Below are 20,503 nucleotides of genomic sequence, written 5' to 3' on the forward strand. Positions count from 1 at the left end.
ATGATGATTTTAATCGCTGACAAACTTTATCGGTATTTTGCTTTTTTAATATTTATAGCTTATAAATTATTGAATAAATTTAAAACATTTTTAAATCATTGATTATGCAAAAAGTACAGAAAAACAAACTTTGGCTAAGCCTTCTCCTTATTGTATTGGCAGTTATTTCTATTCCTGCAATTCACCTTTTTAAAACAAAAATCAATGAGCAACAAGGAATTGAGCATATTCCTACAGGCTATCGGGATGATGCCAGTCATCTTAATTTGACAAAAGTGCATAAAATTGTGGATGTTGAAAGTACACCCGAAGTGATTCAACGACAGCTTAAAACTTTGCTTAAATATGCAGCTGAACATCATCTAAAAGTCTCGATTGCAGGGGCTAAGCACAGTATGGGCGGGCATACGATTTACCCTGATGGTATAGCACTGAATATGTTGCCCTATAACCATATGAGCTTTGATGAGAAAACTAATATTCTCACGATTGGCTCGGGTGCAACATGGGAAGAGGCCCTTCGGTATCTAGACCGCTATGGCAAATCAATCGCAGTGATGCAATCTTTTAGTAATTTCTCGATTGGCGGTTCGATCAGTGTCAATGGGCATGGATGGCAAAAGAATTCACCCCCGATTTCATCCAGTGTTGAATCATTTACCTTGATGAATGCAGAGGGAGATATTGTAAAATGTAGTCGTACAGAACATCCTGAACTATTTAAATTGGTAATTGGTGGCTATGGATTATTTGGCATTATTCTCGATGTAAAATTAAAAGTTGTTGATAATGTTGCTTTAACATTTCAATCAATTTCAGTTTTACCTGAAGACTATGTAAAGGCGTACCAAAAGATTGTCAGTAATAATCCAAATGTACAATTTGCTTATGGTCGTTTACGTATTTCAGATAAACATTTTTTACAGCAGGCAACCTTAAACTATTTTGAAAAAATTGATAAAAAACCTTTGGCATTATCACAACAACAAAGTAAAAATGCTGAAACCAAGCGAATTGTGTTTCGTGGTTCTGTTGATAGTGAATACGGCAAACGGCTACGTTGGGATCTAGAAAGTAGTCTGAATTCAGTATCGCCTTATGCGACATTTAGTCGTAATGAAATTCTAAGTGAAGATGCCGCCTTGATTGAAAATAAAGATATCCATTCAACCGATCTATTGCATGAATATTTTATTCCAAAGCAGCACTTGGCTCAGTTTATTCAAGATCTCAAGCCCGTTTTAAAAACTAAAAAAGTGGATCTACTCAATATCACGATTCGTGAAGTTGAACATGATCATGATGCATTTATGAATTATGCCCGAGAGGATGTTTTTGGCTTGGTGTTTCTGTTTAATCAAAAGAAGACTGCACAACAAGAGCAGGATATGCAACAACTGACTCAGCAATTGGTTGATATTACACTTAAAAATCAAGGCACATTTTATTTGCCTTATCGCTTACATGTGAGTCGCGACAAGATGCGTTTAGCCTATCCGCAAACGGATGCTTTTTTTAGTTTGAAGAAAAAATATGATCCAGAGGAGATTTTTAGTAATCAGTTCTATCTACATTATCGTGAGTCGTGAATGATGGTCTGGAAAATACTTTTAATAAACCCCAATAACAGCACCCTGCAAATACAGAAATTGCATAAAAAAACCAATCGCTCAATAGTTTCCATAGTGGTGTAGGCAATGATCCAGTAAAAACAAGATAGCCAATGATGTTGACAATTAACCACATCAATAGTGAACCGACGAAAATACTGAAAAAATTAAGCCAATACTGATGTGCAAGCCAAAGTGAAATGACAGAAGCAACTGGAATGACTATAACGCAATAAATCAGATAAACGATTAAGCTAATACCAAATATTGTGAGTAGAGACTGTATATCATATTGATGATTCATAAAAAGGAAAAACGCGACCAATAGGATTAAGCTCAGACTGGGTGCTAAAAACAAAGCCTTTAAAATCGATTTATTGCTATATTGAGCCATGATCAAAACAACAAAGGAATAAATATGATAAAAGCATGCATAATCATGATGATTTTATCTACAACTATTTGTTCAATATCGGCTTATGCAGAACAGAGTGTTGCTTCACCCGATGTATATAACCAATGTGTTGAACAAACTATCGAAAAACTGGCTTTAGGAAACATCAACAATGCTGTGGTTGAATCGTGTAGTAATCAGAGTAGGGCATATTATGAAAAGGAAATTGTCAAAGTTCTCGATCAGATCAAAAAACAGAGCCAGATAGACCATCAGCAAGAACGTTATAACGATATCATGAAATCACAACGCTTATGGAAAGCTTATGTTGATCAGGAGTGCCAAAATGCTGGAAGCTATATTGGTTCACCCATGTATGAGTTTTGTCCAATGCAAGAATATGGGAAAAGACTTGATCAATTGACTGAATATGCTCAGTGAAAAATCAGTGGATGAGAAATATCCTTGGAAAATTTATCCATTTAAGATAGATAATAAATATATCTTATAATCACAACATCGTATAATTCACACTTTAAAACGTGTTAAAGCGCAGGACTGTCGTGTTTCATACGCAACTTGAATGGTTAAATACCTTAAAACCCAATTTTAAAGTTTTACCGCTAAAAGATCGTTTAGTCTGTGGTGTTGGTGCACTGCTTGGATTAGCAGTGTCATCATTGGTCAGTTGGTATGTACTCGGTGGATTTAATGCATGGTATATCGCACCGATGGGCGCGTCCTCGGTATTGCTCTTTGCTGTACCCGCAAGCCCTTTATCACAACCCTGGAATATGGTGGTGGGGAATACCATCGCAGGTTTAGTCGGCGTGACTTGTACCATCTTTATTTCCAATCCAACCGAGGCATTTAGTGTTGCTGTTGCATTGTCGATCTTCTTGATGATGAGTACAGATTCATTGCATCCGCCAAGTGGTGCGGTGGCGATTACTGCCGTGTTGGGTGGCGCTTCTATTCATCAGTTGGGTTATCAATTTATCTTTTACCCAGTATTACTCAATTCAGTCTTGCTGCTGGTGATTGCGATCATTTTTAATCGTATGTTGGGAAAGCAATATCCACAAGTTGCACAGCTCAATACACGTTCTAAGGATCCAACGCCGACACAGAAAGTCACCATTCAACCGCAAGATATTCAAGATGTGTTAGAACAACAGACACAGCTTTTAGATATTAGTGAGTATGACTTACAAAAAATCATTTTAGAAGCACAAGAAAAGGCCAATGCAAGGGCAGTACATCAATACCTTTGCCAAGATATTATGAGCAAAGATGTCATGAGCCTAGATGAGCAAGATGATATTCATCAAGCTTTAGATAAGTTTAAACGTGTGAATTTGATGAGTTTGCCAGTGATCAATACTGATCGGGAGTTGGTTGGTACATTGGCATTGTATGAAATTGTAGAATGGTTTAAACGCGCTGCTGATGCTCGTGCCCCTTGGGAAAATTTGGTCAAACAAATTATGAATCGACAAGTGGTCACTGTACAGCCGATGCAACCAATTCAAGACTTGGTGCCTTATTTCGTTGAACGCTCTTTTAATTATATCCCTGTAGTTGATCATCAAAAAATGGTCGGGATCATTAGTCGCGCAGATATGATCGCAGCATTGCAGCAACAACTAAATAATGCACAATGATACTATAAAAAGATGCGATATAAAAAAAGCTACAGCAGTTTGGGGGAACTGTTGTAGCTGAAAAGGGTAATACCTTTAAATCAAATTCAATTAATGGGTCTTCTCTTCATAAATAGTTCGTACAGGGCGCTCATAGCTTTGCGGTTCATTTAGCTGCAATTTTTGTTTGGGCATAATTAACCAAAGCACCAAATACACCAGAATACCTGGAAAAGCTGCGCTCAAACATGAAACGATCACGAAAATAATTCGCAGCAATGTTACATTCCAACCAAAACGTTCAGCAATACCGCCCATTACACCGGCGATCATATTGTGACGGCTTGAACGATATAAACCAGAATTGGCCATTTAAATCTCCTTAAAATAATTCATCATCATTCATGATTAAAAATTTAAAAATGAATTTATATTATTAAATAGTGGCGTTTCTGTTTGATTCTTCAAGTGAATCACCGATTAAAATTGTTAAGACTGTGTAACAGGGCCACTTAAATCATTAAAAATAATGTAAAAAGTGTCCAAACCTCTGTAGTGGGTGGTTGAGACAAATACGTTTTTTATACTTTTGTAAAAAATACATCATTAAGATTTCGAGAACTGGTGTAACACAATAATATATACGTAGGTTAATATTTGATGTTGCTGGTGCTGTGCAATTGGGTTATTTGGATTTATGTATTTAACTTTTCATAAAGTAAATTTTTTTCGAATTCTAGGTATCAGTATTTGTACAGTACTGAGTGCTTGTGATTCCTCAAAATCAAATGATAAACAACAAGGTACATCTGACACACAAAATTCATCGAGTGAGCTTGCGTTACAAGAAACACCGCAACATGCTCATTCAAGCGAAGGAAAAAAACTAACAGACCTTGCGGGTCAAGCAACTCTACCTGCTGTAGTAGATATGCAGAGTCAAGATCAGCAAAGTGGGGAACTTCCTACAAAAGCTGAGGCATTTGTGGGGCGTTATCATGTACAAATGAGCTGTGAAGATCCATTCGCCAAATGTGATAAAGGCAGTGCAGAGTTTATTATTAACTTACTTCCAGACGGCACTGCACATCGCACCTTTGTTTATATGGGGAAAATAACATACGAAAATAATGATATAAAATCGAATCGTGCTTATCAAAAAAATACTTGGATCTATGATGAGCTAAATCATGAAATCGTGATTAACCGAATTGAAGGGATCCAGTTCTATTATAAAGTGGATGAACAAAATGATTTGGTGATGGATATTGATAAAATTATTAATGGAACTGAAGAAAATCGGCTCTATTTTAGTCAACACCATACCGCACCAACAAAAGCCTATGTGTTAAAGAAATTTGATAATTAAAATATTAGTAGTTAAATAATTGATAATTGAAAAGCTAAACAATCAAAAATAAGATCAAACAATGAGCCTTTATCTAGAATGATAGAATAACCAATACTTGAAGTCAGACCAAAATCTGTTTCAGCCAATGGTACTGAATAGCCTAAGGTTAAGTTCTATGCATGACCTATAAATTCAATTTAGTCATTACTATAATTAATATGGGTTAAGAGACTATCTTTACCCCAAAATACGTTATCAAATGTTAAACGTGCTGAAAACTCATGCCATGCTCAATCTGACCAACCTAGGTAGTTAAATGGGTTATAGCTCAAATCTAGTAGAGGTTTAATTTGTTTAGATCAATTTAATGCCGTGTTATAGTCAATATATGAGGTAAATTCAAAATGTAGTGATGCTGAATCACCGAAGTCCGTATCGGCAGTAAAGATTCCACCGTATAAATCCGAGTCATGTGACAGTACAAAGCTTCCTTGTAGCGTAGGATCATTAGATTGGTTAGACCACGGAAACGTAGTCTGTTGCGAGTGCGGCATAACCACTTAAGCTAAGACCCGCTGCATGTTCCATTTCTGTGGACACAGCAGAATGGGTTACCATTGTTGTCAGTATTACCGATAAAATTATTGGTTTAATCATATTGATTTACTTTTCGTAAAAATTCTTTTTATTTAAACGTCATTTTTCAACTACAGATTGTTGATTGGTTTTTAACCCATTGTTTTACTCAATTCAAGTGATATTCAAGCAGATGTATATATCGATATTGAATATTGAACAAATACAGGCTTGGGATACTTTTTCTTTAATTTGTTCATGGTTATTCTGGCCTTAATTTTTTCAAAATATTAGATGATCTTGATTTGAAATTTTAAGGTGATTTCATAAATAATTTTGATTTCTTTGCGATGGAGTAACTACTACACTATTCAGTCTCTTTTAGCCCTAATTTAAAAAAACTTAGGGCCTGATACTGAATATAAAATTTAACCCAATTCACAGATTGGTTATAACTTTTTTATTTATGGGATAGATTCCTTATGTCCATAACATCTATGGAAAATAGTAAGATTCAGGCAATTCTTGAAAATCTGTGTCACGCTAATATACGTGATTGATTTACGATCTGGTTGGGTTGTGTCATTTGATTACGATTGTAGGTTTGGCTATTTATAGTTGAATCAGTTGACTCAAATTTAAGTTTATATTTTTGAGTATTAATTTTTAGTATTGATTGAATGATAAAACAATAAATTTGATGACATCGTGCTGTTGTAAAAAATTTAAGTGGACTTATTTTAATGAGGATAAGTTTGTTAAAAATCTGGTGGGTTGTGTGGGGTTCGAACCCACGACCAATAGATTAAGAGTCTACTGCTCTACCAACTGAGCTAACAACCCTGAACGTGTCTAAGCCATAGTTAAACGAGAACAAATGATGAAGCAAAATTTTCGAGGGTGGCGAAGCATCTAATGCAGATGTTTGGTTTTGGTCGGAATATTTGCAGGTTTCGTTTCTATTGTAGTACTTTAACCGTACAGAAAGAAGCCCTAAGAAAGAATGGTGGGTCGTCCGCGATTCGAACGCGGGACCAACGGATTAAAAGTCCGCTGCTCTACCAGCTGAGCTAACGACCCTGAGGGAGATGTGTAAAGCGCGATGCTTTACCCGACATTAGTGAAAATCGAGAATTTTCTATCGGTATCTATTTACAGGTTAAAACATAAAGATGGTGGGTCGTCCGCGATTCGAACGCGGGACCAACGGATTAAAAGTCCGCTGCTCTACCAGCTGAGCTAACGACCCTGAGTGAGGACGTGTAAAGCAGTGCTTTACTCGATATTTGTGAAAATTGAAAATTTTCTATCGCTATCCATTTACAGGTCAAAACAATTAAGTGGTGGGTCGTCCGCGATTCGAACGCGGGACCAACGGATTAAAAGTCCGCTGCTCTACCAGCTGAGCTAACGACCCTGAACCTTCATCCAAGCTAGGCTTGAATATGTAGTGCAAGAAAACTAAAAAGTTTTTAAACACCACTTTGTTTTGATGGAGCGTATTTTAGCAAGATATTGATAGAGCGCAAGTAAAAATTAAGAAAGTTTGCAACGTTCGGTTATAAATAACACAAAATGAACTAAAAAAGCCCTGAAATCAGGGCTTTTAGTTTAGAAACGGTATTTATAAGCTTCTATATTGGCAAAAACCTCTGGAGTGACATCGCAATAGGCATTGGCACTTGGCAGTAATACCAATATACGATCAGAGGTTTTTTCAGGATTAAAGGATTGTTCCTTTAATTTATTTTTCTGATATTTAAATGTACCCGTCGTTTCTACAATTTGTTGGATACGTAAAAATACTGGAACTGCATAGGCTGGCAAGTTCTTTTTAAACTCGGCTGCAAGCTGGCTTAAATCCTGTTCAGTCAGTTCTTCCCCATCATGTAAAGTAATGGCAGCCATACCTGCTCGACCATTGGTATTTGGAATTTCAACGCCGTAAACTACAGCTTCTGTAATTTTAGGGTATTCACTACAAATATTTTCAACTTCAGTGGTCGAAACATTTTCACCTTTCCAGCGGAAAGTATCACCAAGGCGATCGACAAATTGAGCGTGTCGGAAACCAATATCACGAACCAAGTCACCAGTAATAAAGTAAGAATCGCCCTTTTTAAAGACATCTTTCATGATCACTGACTTGTTCTTTTCAGGATCTGTATAGCCATCAAAAGGGGAACGCTTGGTGATTTTACCAATCAATAAGCCTACTTCACCTTTTTTGACTTTTTGACATATACCATGACTGTCGCGAATGGCTTCATTTTTTTCTTTATCAAACTGGACGATGGCATAAGGTGTAGGTGAGAAGCCAACAGTATTGTTAAAATTAAAAACATTACTGAAGCCTACATTTCCTTCACTAGAGGCATAAAGTTCTAAAATTTCTTCGATACCAAAGCGTTCTTTAAATTTGCCCCAAATATTTGGACGCATACCATTACCGATCATTTTAGTGACACGGTGCGTATGATCAAGTTCTGAAGCAGGTGCATCCATGAGGTAGCGGCAAAGTTCACCGACATAACCAATTGCCGACGCATTAAACTTTTTGACATCAGACCAGAATGCAGAGGTAGAGAATTTACGACGGATTGCCAAAGCTGAACCGCCTGCAATTGCACCACACCAGCACACTACCATACCTGTTGCATGGTAAAGCGGTAAAGTGCAGTACATCACGTCATCTTCACCTAAGTTTAAGACATGACCATATGTTCCGTAGGCCAATGTCCAACGACTGTTGGTAAATACCACAGCTTTAGGTAAACCGGTTGTGCCAGAGGTATAGATATAAAACAAGCCATCTTTCCCTTTGACACTTTGTGTAGTCGAAGGATTGAATTTTGGAAATTGTTGAATTTTTTCAGCGAGATTGATAAAGCCTTGAGGTGCTGTACCTGGTTCTTGCATTGTATTTTGATCTGCAAACCAATGTAGACGGTCTAGAGCAATGTTTAAGTCTTGACGAATCTCATCTACCGCAGCACGGCATTCTTCACCGACGATCACCGCAACAGGATTGACCAAGTTGATACTATGTGTCAACACTTTACCTGTTTGTGAGGTATTGACTAAAGCTGTTGTTACGCCAATTTTTGCCAGTGCAATCACGGTCGCAATCAGTTCAGGACGATTTTCGATCATCACCGTGATCGCATCGCCTTTTTTTATGCCAATAGAAAGATAAAAGTGTGCAATTTGATTGGCCCAGTTATTCAGCTCTTTATAACTATAGCGTTGATCTTCAAATAATAAGGCATCACCATAAGGATTGCGTTTTACAGCACGTTCAAAAGCAAGACCTAGCCCAGCAGGCGTATTGGGTGTTCTGATATAAGCTTGTTTAAGTCCAGTCAGGATATTGGGAAGCTTATTGATGAGCTGTGGTAAGCGCTCTGCGACATCAGTAAATCCGATGAGATCGGCCTGTGTTGTTTGACTCATATCAATCCTATTTATTTTTCGTAATCCAATACAATTTTTAGAGTATCATCGACTCACATTACATTTGTCTTTTTAATCGTATAAGACTAGTGCAATCAACCTAATCTGACAAATGTCCTGATAATCTCTTCAAAATAGCAAAAAAACCTAGCCATCGAAATGACTAGGTTCTCTTTAATCGCTACATTTTAAGCAAATTTTTACACATTACTCATCCGCTGGTGGTGTCGCTTTTTTTGGCGGACGGCCACGAGGGCGACGAGGACGGGCCGGTTTTTCATCTGTTGCCACATTGTCTGCCTTTTGGGCATCTTCATCTATGCCAACTTCAGCAGTCGTATCTAAAGCAAGTGATTGTTGTGGCTTTTTCGCCTTTTCAGTTGCAACAATTGCTTTTTCAACTGGCTTAGCTGGGGCTTCTTTGACCACTTCAACTTCCGCAGGCGCTGTTTCAACTGTAGTTTCTACGGGTGTTTCAGCTTGCACTTCTTCTTTTTGAGTAACCACAGGTGCTGCTTCAACTGGGCTTGCTTGAGTCTCAGTTTCCACTTCTTCTGGTTGTTGCTCAAGTTCAGCTTGATGCTCTTGCTTTGCTTGTACAGCTGCTTGTTTTGCTAAACGACGACGTTCACGAGGATCATTCGCTACACGGCGATCATTCTCAGGCTTTGGTGGCGTTAAGTCTAAGACATCAGCAGGTTGTGCTTCTGGCGCTGCTTTAGAGATAGCAACATCACGTGTTACAGGCTGCTTGGTTTGTACATCGGTCTTTTCTTCCACAGTTAAGGTCGCTGAATATTCTTCAGTAAACTTAACCAATGCACGATTGAATGTTGGAATTAATCCAAACTGTTCAATCAATACCGCACAGTCATCACCATAAACATGACGAATCAAAGTTCCCACTGTGTACTGATTTAATGTCGGTACTTGAGATGGTGCGATTTTAGGGGTTGTTGCTTTTGCTTGAGCAGCATCACGTTGTTGACGGCGTTTTTGACGCGGGTCATTGCTGGCACGTTGCACAGGCTGTTCTACTCGAACCTCTGCTGCAGGTGTTTTTGCTTCAGTAGTTACGGTCTGACTTTCTACAGCAGGCGCAATAGTTGGTTGAGCGTCTACAGTGCGAGGTGCTTTAGCAACAGTTTCAGCTTTTTCATTGCGATCATGGCGCTTCGGTTTGTTGCTTGCTGGCGCAGCAACTTGTTGCGGGTTTAATGCCACAATTTCACTTTGAGCTTGATCAAGATTGACCACTAAAGCTGTTTCAAGAGCTGCATGCTTCGGTGTGTCAATGAGTTCAACTTTAGGTTGTTGCTCTTGAGTTTGATTATGCTCTACTGGCGCATTGTTGTTTGGCGCTTGTTGTTGCTCATCATTAAACACGCTGCTATCGCGATGACGATTTGGGCGGTTTGGACGTTGCTGATGGTTACGATCACGACGTGGAACCGCTTGTTCAGCAGGGGTTGCTTCAGCATTTTGATCATGCTGTTGACGTGGCTGCTTTTGCTGACGACGTTGATCACGTTGTTCCTGACGCTGTTCTTGGCGTTGCTCTTGACGAGGCACCTGAACCACTTCTTCAATCACTTGATGTTGATCAGTATTTTGTTCACGTGGCTCTTTATGCTTGTTACGATTTTTGTTTTTATTGTTGTTGTTACGCGGTGCTCTTTCTTCTTTCTCGCCCTGTTTTTCATATTCACGCGGTTCTTGTTTTTGAACAGGTGCATGTGAAAGATAAGCATTGGTTTCAGGAATAACCTGAGCTTCAATCGCTGTTGGAGCAACATTATTATTCACTTGACCAAATTGACCACGGCTTATAGCACCGCCATTAATCATTTGTTCAATTGCCGCAGCTGCATTGTTTGCAGAACGTGATTGGTCAACTGTTGCCGCTTGCTTTTGGACAAACAGATTTTCTAACCAAGCACATGGGCTTGAAGCTGGTTGAGCAACTTGTGCTTGAACCGTTTGTTGAACTTTTTGTGGTTGAGCAGGTTGTTGTTTTCTATTTTGCTTATTGTTTTGCGCTTGAGCCGGTGCAGTATTGTGTTGCGTTTGCTCTTCTTCCAAATGCCACTCAGATGACTCATAGCCCAATTCTTTTTCGCTTGAACGTGTAGCTTCAGTACGCTCATAGCTTGTTGGCGCAAAACCTTCAGGGTTATATGAGATTTCGTAATGTGGAGTTTCTAAATGTGGATGTGGCAATACAGTCACACGAACATTTGACGTTTGTTCTAAGTAAACCAGACTGTGACGCTTTTCATTCAACAAGAATGCTGCAATTTCAACAGGCACTTCAACTTGAACCTCACCTTGACGTTCACGTAATGCTATCTCTTCAACTTTACGCATAATTGAAAGAGAAAGTGAGCGTAAATCACGCACCATGCCTGTGCCATGACAGCGAGGGCATACATAACCAGTAGCTTCTTCAAGAGATGGGCGTAAACGTTGACGGCTCATTTCCATTAAACCGAAACGAGATAATTGACCGAACTGGATACGGGCACGATCACTTTGCGTCGCTTCACGAAGTTTGGCCTCAACCATACGTTGGTTGCGTTCTTTGGTCATATCGATAAAGTCGATCACAACCAAACCACCAATATCACGTAAACGTAATTGGCGAGCAATTTCTTCCGCTGCCTCTAAATTGGTACTGAGTGCAGTTTCTTCTACATCATGCCCACGTGTTGATTTCGCTGAGTTGATGTCAATTGAAACAAGTGCTTCAGTTTGGTCGATCACAATTGAACCGCCTGAAGGAAGTTTAACTTCACGTTCATAAGCTGTTTGAATTTGACTTTCAATACCAAAATGCGCAAATAACGGTTCATTTAAAGTATAGGTTTTTAACTTATCCAATTGATTTGGCATAACCGCTTTAACAAAGTTATAGGCTTCGTTATAGGCTTGCTCTGAGTCAATTAAAATTTCTGCAACATCATCACGTAAATAGTCACGGATAGCACGTGTCACAACACCCGCTTCTTGATGAACAAGCATTGGTGATGGACCAGAGTTTGCAGTACCTTGGATTTGAGCCCAAAGATCTAGCAAATGTTGAAGGTCAAGTTGAAGTTCTTCTTGTGAACGCCCAATCCCTGCTGTACGAACAATCACGCTCATACCACGTGGGGTATTTAATGACGCCAACATTTCTTTAAGTTCTTCACGAACTGAACCCGAAATTTGACGGCTAATACCACCACCTTTCGGATTGTTCGGCATCAATACTAAATAGCGACCAGCAAGAGATATATAGGTTGAAAGTGCCGCGCCTTTGTTGCCACGCTCTTCTTTTTCAACTTGAACGAGAAGTTCTGTGCCTTCAGTGATGAGTTCACGAATATTTGAAGTTTGGCGAGGATCTGCTTTGTAATAAGTATTGGCAATTTCGCGCATTGACAAGAAACCTTGACGACCTGCTCCATACTCTACAAATACAGCTTCTAGAGAAGGCTCTACGCGAGTGACATGGCCTTTATAGATATTGGCTTTCTTTTGTTCACGTGTACGGTTTTCTAAATCGAAATCGTAAAGACGGTGACCAGTGATGAGTGCAACGCGAACTTCTTCGGCATGTGTTGCATTAATCAACATACGTTTCATGGGTGTAACACCTAATAGTGATTCACACCAACAACTCGCTATCTTTTTAAGTGAAGCGAACATCTAAAATATTGGATCAATGCCCAAATCACGGATACATCCAATATGATTTGAGTAATTTACCCACTTGTTTTGAGCAAGGTTGGGTTTGATACCTGTATTGATGCTGCAATACTTCTTTAATCTTTGCACGATTAAAGTTTTGAGGTTTTCACTGGCACTTAAGTGGTGCATTGGATGACTGATTTGATTCGTCTTTCACTATCACATTGCTCGAAGAGCATCTCAACTTTTGTGAGAGCGTCTTGATACGGAATTATCATCGTACCTTTACAAATTGTGCAGTTCCAATGCCTCAAACACTTATGTCCTGAATAACACTCTACAGCGACTTGCCTGATGTGCATCAGTTTATGTTTAAAAACCAACGTCTGGGTTGGCGACATATATTTTTAAACAAACTGATTTCTGTACTTTAAGTACAATTAAACGCAACAGTTTGTCTTTTTGCCGATATAATAAAGCCTTCGGCGTCGGCATATTCTTTTGGGACCTTTCCGCATCTGTCGTGAATTTTATCGTATGTGTCACGCTTTCATTTTTAAAAAAGGGTGGCACTAAATTTCACTTACGGTGGTATCCGTGCGCTGACTATAGCAAACCTTGAATCATCTGCCTATGGGCTATATGCTTATTTTGTATGAAAAGCATAGTCTAAATGATCAGTTTTTAATCAAATTTTAGTTTTTTATTGGATCACCTAACTGTATGAATTCTACGCAACAATGGCAAAATGTAACTTGGTTTGAAGTAGACGAGCATCAAGAAGGCCAGCGCATCGATAATTTCTTATTTACTCGCCTGAAAGGTGTGCCGAAAAGCCGTATTTATCGTTTAATTCGTGAAGGTCAAGTGCGGGTCAATAAAAAGCGTATAAAAGCAGAAACTAAGCTGGCAATTGGCGATCAAATCCGTGTTGCACCTATTCGCTTTGAGCAAAAAGATGAAACTGATGTACCTGTATCCGATAAAGTTGCTCAAAGCTTGCTTAGCCGTGTGGTGTATGAGGATGAAGGTTTATTGGTGATCAATAAACCTTCTGGAATTGCAGTACATGGCGGAAGCGGTGTGGCATACGGCTTAATTGAAGGCTTACGTGCGGCGACAGGTAAAAAATATTTGGAATTGATTCATCGTATTGACCGTGATACCTCAGGTCTGGTGATGGTGAGTAAAAAACGTAGCACCTTGAAAACGCTACAAGACTTGTTGCGTGAGCATAAAATTAAAAAAACCTATGCTGCAATTGTCAAAGGTCAAGTGAGCTTAGACCAACAGTTGATTAATCAACCTTTATTGCGCTATGAATTGTCCAATGGTGAACGTCGTGTACGTGTTTCAGATGAAGGTAAAGAATCTAAGACACAATGGAAAGTGGCAGAGCGCTTTATGCACGCAACATTGGTCTATGCTTCTCCATTGTCGGGTCGTACCCATCAAATTCGTGTGCATGGCTTAAGTATTGGTCATCCTTTGGTGGGTGACGATAAGTACGGTCATGAAACAGAATATCGTGGACCAAAAGCTCGGAGATTAAGCTTACATGCGATGCGATTAGAAATTCCAGGTTATCCTGTGATTGAAGCGCCTTTACCGGAAGATATGCAAAGCTTGGTTGCACAATTAAGAGCACAAAAGAAAGATTGATTCTATCTTGCTGCTCAGTTTATCTTTTACACAAAGGGAACTTGTTATATGAAAAGTTCCCTTTGTATTTAAAAATGCGTTAGCTTGTCATGTAAAGCGTATAAGATTTAAAAATGAGTCATGCGTACACTGAGCAAATATTGGAAATAATTCATGCAAAAACCTGTAAAGCTTATCATTTTTGATTGGGATGGCACTTTATTTGATTCAGTTGGGCAAATTGTGGCGAGTTTGTTGGTGGCTGCAAAAGAATTTGAGCAGCCGTTAACAGCTGATGCTGCGAAAAGTATTATTGGTTTGGGGTTGCCTGAAGTTGCTCAAGTGTTATTTCCTCAAGTTCCAGAGTTACATACTGAAATTTTAAAATGCTATGGTGATCATTATGTTGAGCATTCCAAAGATGATTTGTGGTTCGCTGGCGTTTCTGAAATGTTGCATGATTTAAAAAATCAAAATATCAAATTGGCAGTCGCAACAGGAAAAAGCCGTCGTGGTTTAGATCGTGTTTTGGCTCAGACCCAGAGTCAGAATTTATTTGAGATCACCCGTGCGGCCAGCGAAACCAAATCCAAACCCGATCCATTGATGTTGGCTGAAATTTTAGATTATACTGGAATTCAGGCGGAGCAAGCCATTATGGTGGGTGATACATCTTATGACTTAGAAATGGCACAGAATATCGCTATGCCACGTGTTGGGGTGAGTTATGGGGTACATGCGATTGATGTATTACAGCGTTTTAATCCGCTGACGATCGCGGATAACGTCGATCATTTACATCAGTTTTTAGCTCAACAGCTTAAGGCACCTGAAGTTGCTTAGTTGCTTTTACGCTGTTTGCAGATTGCTCTCAGCGTAAACTTAGATAAAACCAACGAGTTATAATAAAAAAATTGACCATGAGCCGCTCTATTCGATTACTCACTTTATTACAACTTTTACGTGAACAGCGTTATCCCATTACCGCGCAATGCTTAGCAGAACATTTGGAGATTAGTGTCCGAAGTGTTTATCGGGATATTGAAAGTTTACGTGACCAAGGTGTTAATATTGAGGGCAGTGCGGGCTTAGGATTTCAGCTGAAAGAAAACTTTTTACTGCCTCCGATGAGTTTGGATGAAACAGAAGTCGAAGCAGTGTTCTTGGCATTGCATTGGTTAAGGTCAGTGCCAGATCCAGCATTGAAAAATGCTGCACATTCAGTTTTGGCCAAACTTAATGCAGTATTGCCCAAGAATAAACAAGAGCTGATTGATGAAACCATGCTTCGGTCTATCAACCATTGGCTTGTGGTTGACGAAAAAATTGTCGAACAAGTACGTCTAGCTATTCGATATCAGGTCAAGATCGAAGTGCATTATTTAGATGAAAAACAAAATATTTCTACCCGTATGCTTTGGCCTTTTGTTTTAGGATATTTCAATGACAAAATGCTGTTGGCTGCATGGTGTGAATTACGTGAAGATTTTCGAAATTTTCGTTTAGATCGTATACAAAAATTAAATGTGACTGAAATCATTTACCCAGAGTTTAAGCGCCATCTTTTTCAGGCATGGTGGCAAAAAGAGCTGCAAAAAAAATCCATGCTAAAAAGCTCCTGACAAAAACTGACACAGCCGCCCTTTATATTCAATACACCACTATAAAGGAATGGAAAAATGGGCTTAAAACTATATAGCAACGCGCAGTCTAGAGGTCTTGTTATTGAATGGCTACTGATTGAGCTGGGGGCTGAATTTGAAAAAATTGAGTTGGCTTATCACACTGAAATGAAGTCGGAATCTTATCTAAACATTGACCCATTTGGCAAAGTACCCACCTTAGTCGATGGCGATGTGGTGATTTATGAAATGCCTGCAATTTGCGCCTATTTGGCAGATAAGTTTTTTGATCAAAGGCTTGCACCAGCGCTGGATGATCCAAAACGTGGTTTGTATTTCCGTTGGTTATTCTTTGCTGCTGGACCGTGGGATGCAGCCACAACGGATCGCGCATTAAAGGTTGAGGTTACCGATGAACAAAAAATGCATATTGGCTATGGAAACTTTCAGGACAGCTATACGGCTTTAATTCAGGGCTTGGAGCAGGCTCAACCTTATCTATGTGGTGAGCAATTTACGGTAGCCGATGTGTTTGTTGGCTCCATGCTATTTTGGCAATTGAAGATGGCAGAGATTGAAAGCCATCCTGCAATTGAAAAGTATCTTAATTCAATCAAAAGCAGAAAAAACTTAAGAAATAATCAAGTGCTTTTTAGCGACTAAATCATCAAGACGATGCAAACTTAGCATGATCTCATACTGGGTTTGTATTGAGGTTTTTAGTCATATTCAAGCGCAGAAAATTATAAAAAACTTTGGAGATTGGATTTTGGTGTTAATCCCACTATTTTTTACTTCTGTTAAATAAAACCTGCAGCAACATTAATACAGATCGCCAAAATCGTCGTGTTAAATCCATATGCCAAAAGGATATGTAGAATATTTAAAACTCGCATTGAGCGAGAAGTGATAGATACATCTGCAGTTTGTGCAGAAGTACCAATGACATAACTAAAATATAAAAATTCAGGATAGGTTGGCTTAGGGGTTTTCGGAAAGTCCAATCCTCCATCCTGTCGATTCTCTACGGCCAAATAAAAGTCATGTGCGTAATGAATAGCAAAAATGGTATGCATAAATAACCATGCAAAAATAATGGTAAAAATCGCTAAAGCGATATGTCCTGCTTTAATTCCAGTCACATCGGGCAAATGTGCCAGTTCAATAATAATGGCAATAAAGCACATGATGAGTGAGAGCACAACCAACAGCAAAATGATCCATTTGCTAGCATCCTGCTGTTGAGCACGCTTTAAAATATGCGCTTGATTGGTTGCCCAGAGCATTTTCATCGTTAGGATGAGATAAATCAAAATGGCAATATTCCAACTGAATAACAAATTGGTTGACCACTGCCAATCTGTACCAAAAGACATCCCCATATATACAACTGCAGTGAGTAGAAAACTAATAAAGAAGTATGGGCGAGACTGTATACCTGATCGAAATTGATGAAATGCACGTCCTATCATGATGGACACCGCCTAAGTTAAAAATTGAGATGTATTTGCGTAAAAAAAATGGACATAAGTTTTATGTGTTTAAGCCGTCCTATTTAAAAAACAATGCTGTGTCAATTTTGGAGCAGTGCTCTTATTCTTGATCTAAGCGATTGATATCCAAATAAAATACTTTGGTTAATAATTCGATGAACTTTTGTATAGCAACCGAGCCAGCACTTTTTCGATAACTCACATACAAGTCTAGATAGGGCAGTTCAATATCTAAAGGTCGAATGACGGTGTTACTGGTGGTCAATGGCGCAATATAACTCGGCAAAATTGTACAGCCTAAGCCCGCTCCAACTGAGTTGATATTCAGTAAAATATTGTCAGCTTTTTGGACGATATTCAATTCAATATTATTGTGTTTGGCAAATTCTAAAATGGTGTTATGTAAGGTGCTGGATTGTTCTTCGGCAGGGATAATAAAGTCGATAGCATTTAATGCTTTAACAGGGATACGTTCATGCTTTGCTAAAGGATGGTCTTTGGGTAAAAGAACAATTAACGGCTCACGCAGCACAAATTTACTTTCAAATTCTTCATTATGAAAATTGTGTCTGCTAAAGCTGATATCTAGCTCACCCTTTTTCATTGCACGTATTTGTTCAAGGTTATTTAAGTTAAATAACTCAATTTTGAGATCAGGATTTTGTACCCTTAAATTAGGCAATACATAAGGGAAAATTTTCATTTCAGCAACGGGCACAAACCCAATCCTTAACAATTGCTGTTTGGCTTTGGAAACTTGTCTGGCCATCGCAACAGCCTTATCGGCTTGCGCTAAGGTTAAGCGTGCTTGTTCAAGGAAAACAGCGCCTTCTTCGGTAAGTTCAACTTTACGCTTTGTCCGATTTAACAGTCGAACACCGACATCTTCTTCAAGATCTTTGATCTGTTGGCTGAGTGAGGGTTGTGCCGTATAAAGTCTCAGTGCTGCTTTGCTAAAGTTTAGTTCTTCAGCCACAGTAATGAAGTATCTCAGATGTCGTAATTCCATATAACGCGTCCAAAGAATAATCCAAAAAATGTCTTACTAATATTTTATAATAGTATAATCTATAAACAACTGTCAGGTGAAGATGATTATAGTATTTAGAAAATAAATGAACTTTTAAAATTCATTGTTATTTTAATATAGAAAATAACATGGTGAATAATCTATAAAATATCTTAATAAAAATAAAAAATATTTCTCTAAGCTCTAGCCTAGAAGCAATCATTTGTACAAAGTTGCATCAATTTATCTATGGCTCTTGCTTGTCAAAAGCGTACTTGCAGGAATGAAAGAATTGATATCAAGACTTTCATTAATTTATATGAACGAACACTTGAAAAGTGTTTGATTGCACTGGTTTAAGTTGTTTCAATCTGTCTTATAGACATGATTATACTGAGAATTTCATAAAATTGACTTTGAGATTGGGTAAAGTCAGCTTTATGTATCTAGAGATTCTAGAGTTGATGAGAGCGTTCATGCTGATGTTTTTGATATCGCTTTATCTCAAAACGTTTAGACGGATGGCTTCTTTAATTTTAAATGCAAAATTGGAAATGGATTACCTTCAGCATCAAGTTCTGAACGCGCAATTTGTTGGAAGTTATGTTTCTTATAAAACTCCAAAGCACGAATATTTTGTTCGTTGACATCTACTTCATGTGCACCTAACTCAAAAGCTTTTTGAATGAGCATTGAACCGATGCCTTGATCAAAAAAATTAGGGTCAATAAATAACATTTCAATCTTTTGATAAGCCAGTCCCATAAACCCAGCGATTTGACCTTCACGTTCCACATGAAACAACTGTACATGATCAAAATAATGATGCTGAATGATGAGTGTTTTAATTTGTAAAATATGTTGTTCATTTAAAAAGTCATGAGTCGCACGCACAGAAGCTTCCCAAATTTTCAATAATTGTGGATGAGACTGCGACGGAGTATTTAGAATATTGGTTAAATTGGGTTCCATAAAAGATTCACTCAATTGTGAAAAACAACAAAAAATAAAGAAAAATCACAGATAGTTTCGCTAATATGAAGCAGGACAGCTATAAAAATCAAATTGATGTATTTGATGATAAAAAACAGGACAATAAATGTCAGATTCCAACAAAATTGTTGTATATGCAGCACTTTTGGGCAATTTAGCCATTGCTCTGGTTAAGTTTGTTGCCGCCTATATTACAAATAGTTCAGCGATGCTCAGTGAGGCAGTCCATTCTGTCGTAGATACTTTAAATGAAATCTTATTGCTGTATGGTTTAAAAAAATCACAACAGCCTGCAAATTATCATCATCCCTTCGGTTATGGAAGAGAGTTATACTTTTGGGCCTTTATTGTTGCACTGTTGGTTTTTGCTTTAGGTGCGGTAGTTTCAATTTATCAGGGTATTCAACATATTCGTCATCCAGAAGTTATACAATCCCCATTGGTCAACTATGTGGTACTCGGGTTTGCGCTGCTTTGTGAAGGAGCTTCATGGTTTATTGCGTTGAAAACATTTAAAAAGACCAAAGGTCAGATGGGATATTTTGAAGCATTCCGTCGCAGTAAAGATCCGACAACCTTTACTGTTTTATTTGAAGACTCAGCAGCTCTAATTGGCTTAATCATTGCATTGCTTGGAATATTTTGTGCTCAGCAGTTTAATTTACCCGTTTTAGATGGTGTGGCTTCGGTACTGATTGGTGTTGTCTTGGCTATATCAGCCTTGCTTTTGGCAAGGGAAACCAAAGGGTTGTTGATGGGTGAAACAGCAGATCCAAAACTGCGTCATAATGTATTGAAAATTGCTCAAGAAGATCCTGCCGTACATTCAGCAAATGGCGTATTGACTGAACAAATGGGCGCACATCAAGTGATTGCTTCTTTAAGCTTAGAGTTTAAAGATAGTTTAACTTCAGATGATATCGAAGTCTGTGTGAACAGAATTGAAGCAAAGATTAAAAGTATTCATCCCGAAATCGTGGCATTATTCGTGAAGCCACAAACACAGCAAGTATGGCTTGAAAGAATGAAAGGGCGTTTAGAGTAAT

The 20,503-nt window shown here is 38.5% G+C and carries 16 protein-coding genes and 4 tRNA genes; 9 read left to right on the forward strand and 11 right to left on the reverse strand.

The window, feature by feature from the left end:
• Positions 1–104 precede the first annotated feature (104 nt).
• The 3 genes from AC4CUY_RS01075 (at position 105) to AC4CUY_RS01085 (ending at position 3,668) form a co-directional block, all read left to right on the forward strand.
• Positions 105–1,589, forward strand: coding sequence for an FAD-binding oxidoreductase (locus AC4CUY_RS01075; protein ID WP_490773563.1), 1,485 nt, complete (start codon positions 105–107; stop codon positions 1,587–1,589).
• A gap of 439 nt (positions 1,590–2,028) precedes the next feature.
• Positions 2,029–2,445, forward strand: coding sequence for a lysozyme inhibitor LprI family protein (locus AC4CUY_RS01080; protein WP_419327036.1), 417 nt, complete (start codon positions 2,029–2,031; stop codon positions 2,443–2,445).
• 122 nt (positions 2,446–2,567) lie between these two features.
• A complete protein-coding gene (locus AC4CUY_RS01085) occupies positions 2,568–3,668 on the forward strand; it encodes an HPP family protein (RefSeq protein WP_336952230.1) in 1,101 nt (366 codons plus the stop codon).
• Positions 3,669–3,758: 90 nt separating this feature from the next.
• Here AC4CUY_RS01085 and AC4CUY_RS01090 read toward each other — a convergent pair whose 3' ends face one another.
• Complete coding sequence (locus tag AC4CUY_RS01090) at positions 3,759–4,019, reverse strand: PspC domain-containing protein (RefSeq protein WP_004718168.1); 261 nt, start codon at positions 4,017–4,019, stop codon at positions 3,759–3,761.
• Positions 4,020–4,344: 325 nt separating this feature from the next.
• On the opposite strand from AC4CUY_RS01090, the gene AC4CUY_RS01095 reads away from it, so the two are divergent.
• A complete protein-coding gene (locus AC4CUY_RS01095; RefSeq protein WP_336952229.1) occupies positions 4,345–5,016 on the forward strand; it encodes a hypothetical protein in 672 nt (223 codons plus the stop codon).
• 341 nt (positions 5,017–5,357) lie between these two features.
• Here the strand turns inward: AC4CUY_RS01095 and AC4CUY_RS01100 are convergent, their stop codons facing one another.
• From AC4CUY_RS01100 to AC4CUY_RS01130, 7 genes are all read right to left on the reverse strand, one after another.
• Complete coding sequence (locus tag AC4CUY_RS01100; RefSeq protein WP_336952228.1) at positions 5,358–5,552, reverse strand: TorF family putative porin; 195 nt, start codon at positions 5,550–5,552, stop codon at positions 5,358–5,360.
• Between the two features lie 789 nt (positions 5,553–6,341).
• A tRNA-Lys gene (locus tag AC4CUY_RS01105) sits at positions 6,342–6,417 on the reverse strand.
• Positions 6,418–6,578: 161 nt separating this feature from the next.
• Positions 6,579–6,654, reverse strand: a tRNA-Lys gene (locus AC4CUY_RS01110).
• A 93-nt stretch (positions 6,655–6,747) separates the two neighbouring features.
• Positions 6,748–6,823, reverse strand: a tRNA-Lys gene (locus AC4CUY_RS01115).
• A 92-nt stretch (positions 6,824–6,915) separates the two neighbouring features.
• Positions 6,916–6,991, reverse strand: a tRNA-Lys gene (locus AC4CUY_RS01120).
• A 194-nt stretch (positions 6,992–7,185) separates the two neighbouring features.
• The gene (locus AC4CUY_RS01125; protein ID WP_336952227.1) at positions 7,186–9,027 is read right to left on the reverse strand and encodes a long-chain-acyl-CoA synthetase; all 1,842 of its coding nucleotides are present in this window, start codon (positions 9,025–9,027) and stop codon (positions 7,186–7,188) included.
• A gap of 207 nt (positions 9,028–9,234) precedes the next feature.
• A complete protein-coding gene (locus AC4CUY_RS01130) occupies positions 9,235–12,654 on the reverse strand; it encodes an Rne/Rng family ribonuclease (protein ID WP_336952226.1) in 3,420 nt (1,139 codons plus the stop codon).
• Between the two features lie 768 nt (positions 12,655–13,422).
• On the opposite strand from AC4CUY_RS01130, the gene AC4CUY_RS01135 reads away from it, so the two are divergent.
• From AC4CUY_RS01135 to AC4CUY_RS01150, 4 genes are all read left to right on the forward strand, one after another.
• A complete protein-coding gene (locus AC4CUY_RS01135) occupies positions 13,423–14,361 on the forward strand; it encodes an RluA family pseudouridine synthase (protein ID WP_336952225.1) in 939 nt (312 codons plus the stop codon).
• 153 nt (positions 14,362–14,514) lie between these two features.
• Positions 14,515–15,183: an HAD-IA family hydrolase gene (locus AC4CUY_RS01140; RefSeq protein ID WP_336952224.1), complete on the forward strand. Its 669-nt coding sequence runs from the start codon at positions 14,515–14,517 to the stop codon at positions 15,181–15,183.
• Between the two features lie 77 nt (positions 15,184–15,260).
• Positions 15,261–15,962 (forward strand): helix-turn-helix transcriptional regulator, encoded by a 702-nt coding sequence (locus AC4CUY_RS01145; RefSeq protein WP_336952223.1) that lies wholly within the window; start codon positions 15,261–15,263, stop codon positions 15,960–15,962.
• A gap of 57 nt (positions 15,963–16,019) precedes the next feature.
• The gene (locus AC4CUY_RS01150) at positions 16,020–16,625 is read left to right on the forward strand and encodes a glutathione S-transferase family protein (protein WP_490773564.1); all 606 of its coding nucleotides are present in this window, start codon (positions 16,020–16,022) and stop codon (positions 16,623–16,625) included.
• Positions 16,626–16,762: 137 nt separating this feature from the next.
• Here the strand turns inward: AC4CUY_RS01150 and AC4CUY_RS01155 are convergent, their stop codons facing one another.
• From AC4CUY_RS01155 to AC4CUY_RS01165, 3 genes are all read right to left on the reverse strand, one after another.
• On the reverse strand, positions 16,763–17,434 hold the full coding sequence (locus AC4CUY_RS01155; RefSeq protein WP_336952221.1) for a DUF1345 domain-containing protein: 672 nt from the start codon (positions 17,432–17,434) through the stop codon (positions 16,763–16,765).
• Positions 17,435–17,555: 121 nt separating this feature from the next.
• Positions 17,556–18,464, reverse strand: coding sequence for a DNA-binding transcriptional regulator HcaR (gene hcaR / locus AC4CUY_RS01160; RefSeq protein ID WP_490773565.1), 909 nt, complete (start codon positions 18,462–18,464; stop codon positions 17,556–17,558).
• 513 nt (positions 18,465–18,977) lie between these two features.
• Positions 18,978–19,436, reverse strand: coding sequence for a GNAT family N-acetyltransferase (locus AC4CUY_RS01165; RefSeq protein WP_419358939.1), 459 nt, complete (start codon positions 19,434–19,436; stop codon positions 18,978–18,980).
• 127 nt (positions 19,437–19,563) lie between these two features.
• On the opposite strand from AC4CUY_RS01165, the gene AC4CUY_RS01170 reads away from it, so the two are divergent.
• The gene (locus tag AC4CUY_RS01170) at positions 19,564–20,502 is read left to right on the forward strand and encodes a cation diffusion facilitator family transporter (protein WP_336952218.1); all 939 of its coding nucleotides are present in this window, start codon (positions 19,564–19,566) and stop codon (positions 20,500–20,502) included.
• Position 20,503 lies beyond the last annotated feature (1 nt).

Source organism: Acinetobacter sp. 778_lipA, from assembly GCF_058242985.1.